Source organism: Sulfuricurvum sp. (genome assembly GCF_049305995.1).
In the GTDB taxonomy this organism is placed as follows: Bacteria; Campylobacterota; Campylobacteria; order Campylobacterales; family Sulfurimonadaceae; genus Sulfuricurvum.
In genome coordinates this window covers 1-2059 of record NZ_JBAQPS010000122.1, presented here as the reverse complement: position 1 = coordinate 2059, position 2059 = coordinate 1, and the positions used below count along the sequence as shown (strand labels likewise).

Genomic DNA, 2059 nt, shown 5'->3' with positions numbered 1-2059 from the left:
CTATATTAGAACTCGACTTTTTTCCCAAAGTTTTAATCCGTTTGAAAATGAAAATTGGCGGGTGTTGATGCTCAAAAATGCCAATATCACACCGCATATTACAAACGGTATTCATAGACTGATTTATAATATGCAAAACTCTACGACTACCATAAAAGCCGTTGTCAATAAAATCTATTTTTCGCAAGTTAGCAGTTTAAATATGCGAGCAAATTATGCACTTAATTTAGAAAAAACCATTTATGAAAAAACTGCGTATCCGTCGAATAAAGGGGGATTTGAAAAAGCATTTTTAGAGTTCTTAGATCGTGATAGCAAGGTGTTAAAGTTTATAAAAATTTTAGAGTTCAAACACGACTTTGCAACAATCACCTATTTTCGTGATGATGGGCTAATGGCGAGTTATTATCCTGATTTTATGGTTGAAACTGAAAAAAGCATCTATCTCGTCGAGACAAAATCGGACAAAGATTTAAAAGATGCGAATGTCAAACAAAAACAAAGAGCAACGCTTGATTTTGTAAGACGAATAAATTCACTTGATGAGGATTTACGAGATGGCAAAAATTGGGCTTATTTGCTGTTGGGTGAAACACAATTTTATAGCCTTAAAAAAAGTGGTGCGGATATAGAGGATATTGCGAACAGTGCGAAAATGAATGAGAGTAGTTTAAGCGGTAACTTGTTTGATTAATTAGGACTTTACCTTCCTCTAAACCACCATTTTATTCATGGCAGCAAATATGAATAAGATGTCTAATACCCATTTGTGCTATAATTTTTAAACAATAGAGGATGAGAGGAGTGTCAATGAGTGATAAAGATATAGCACAGATCAGTGACACGATTATCCGTATAGCACAACCTCAAAAGCTTCTTTTATTCGGTAGCGGCGCAAACGGTACTATGAACAGTGAGAGTGATTTGGATTTTTTAGTAATAACGGATCATTTTGATAATGAGGACGTACAGGTGCGTCGTGAGTTGTATCGTCAAAATATTCGTCTCCCTTTGGATATTATTTATGTAACTCCTAGCTCATTGTTGGATAAGCTCAAAACCAATGATTCTGCATTTAACGATTTGTATTACACAGCTAAGGTGATGTATGGGTAACACATCGGCAGCAAAAGAGTGGTTGTCTTGCGCACTTAAAGACATAGAAGAAGCAGAGCTGTTAGATAAAAATGATTTTTATACCGATAAAATAGGGTTTTCACTGCAACAAGGATGTGAAAAATGTTTAAAAGCAGTTTTGGCGTTTAAGAATCAGAAAATTACCAAAGTGCATGATTTGGTTGAACTGTTAGCGCAAGTTGATACTGTCTTGAGTTTTGATGAATATGTTGAAACGATGACAAGGTTAAATGGGTTTTACATTTCATCACGTTATCCAATGCCGATTATTTTTTCTCCCTCAAGAGAGCAAACCAAGTTGTATATCTTGAAAACGCAAGAGCTTTACACGACGATTAGTAATTTATGCTCTTAATAAAATAACATCTTTACCTTCCCCTAAACCACCATTTGCTACAATTCCACCATTAATTTATGGGCATACGACCCAATCAAAGGAACTGCATGAAGCGTGCATTGCTCAGTGTCAGCGATAAAAGCAACATCGTTGAATTTGCCAAATCTCTTATCGGTTTGGAGTATCAGATCATCTCTACGGGCGGAACGTACAAAATGCTCAAAGATGCGGGTGTAAGTGCCATCGAAATCGATGAGGTGACCAAATTCCCTGAGTGTTTTGAGGGGCGTGTTAAAACCCTAAACCCGTACATCCACGGCGGTATCTTGCACCGACGTGACAAACAATCACACCTCGACCAAGCGGTCGAACTCGGTGTTGAAGCGATCGATTTGGTATGTGTCAACCTCTATCCGTTCAAAGCGACGATTGAGAAAACCGACGATTTCGAAGAGATCATCGAAAACATCGACATCGGCGGTCCTGCGATGGTGCGCTCTGCGGCGAAAAATTTCGACAGTGTTATCATCCTTACTGATCCGTCGGATTATTCGTTGGTTCTCAATGCCATCGCTAACGGCGAGA

Annotated in this window: 3 protein-coding genes and 1 pseudogene; all 4 read left to right on the top strand. The window is 38.1% G+C overall.

The features are described 5' to 3' along the window. The coding region (locus WA010_RS04000; protein WP_422555868.1) for a TnsA endonuclease N-terminal domain-containing protein at window positions 1-694 on the top strand (694 nt) is incomplete at its 5' end. Window positions 695-810: 116 nt separating this feature from the next. Next, on the top strand, window positions 811-1116 hold the full coding sequence (locus WA010_RS03995) for a nucleotidyltransferase domain-containing protein (protein ID WP_422555867.1): 306 nt from the start codon (window positions 811-813) through the stop codon (window positions 1114-1116). After that, a complete protein-coding gene (locus tag WA010_RS03990) occupies window positions 1109-1492 on the top strand; it encodes a HEPN domain-containing protein (RefSeq protein WP_422555866.1) in 384 nt (127 codons plus the stop codon). The genes WA010_RS03995 and WA010_RS03990 overlap by 8 nt, the downstream gene beginning before the upstream one ends. A gap of 89 nt (window positions 1493-1581) precedes the next feature. Then, window positions 1582-2059 (top strand): annotated as a pseudogene (locus WA010_RS03985) (bifunctional phosphoribosylaminoimidazolecarboxamide formyltransferase/IMP cyclohydrolase PurH); the annotation flags it as partial.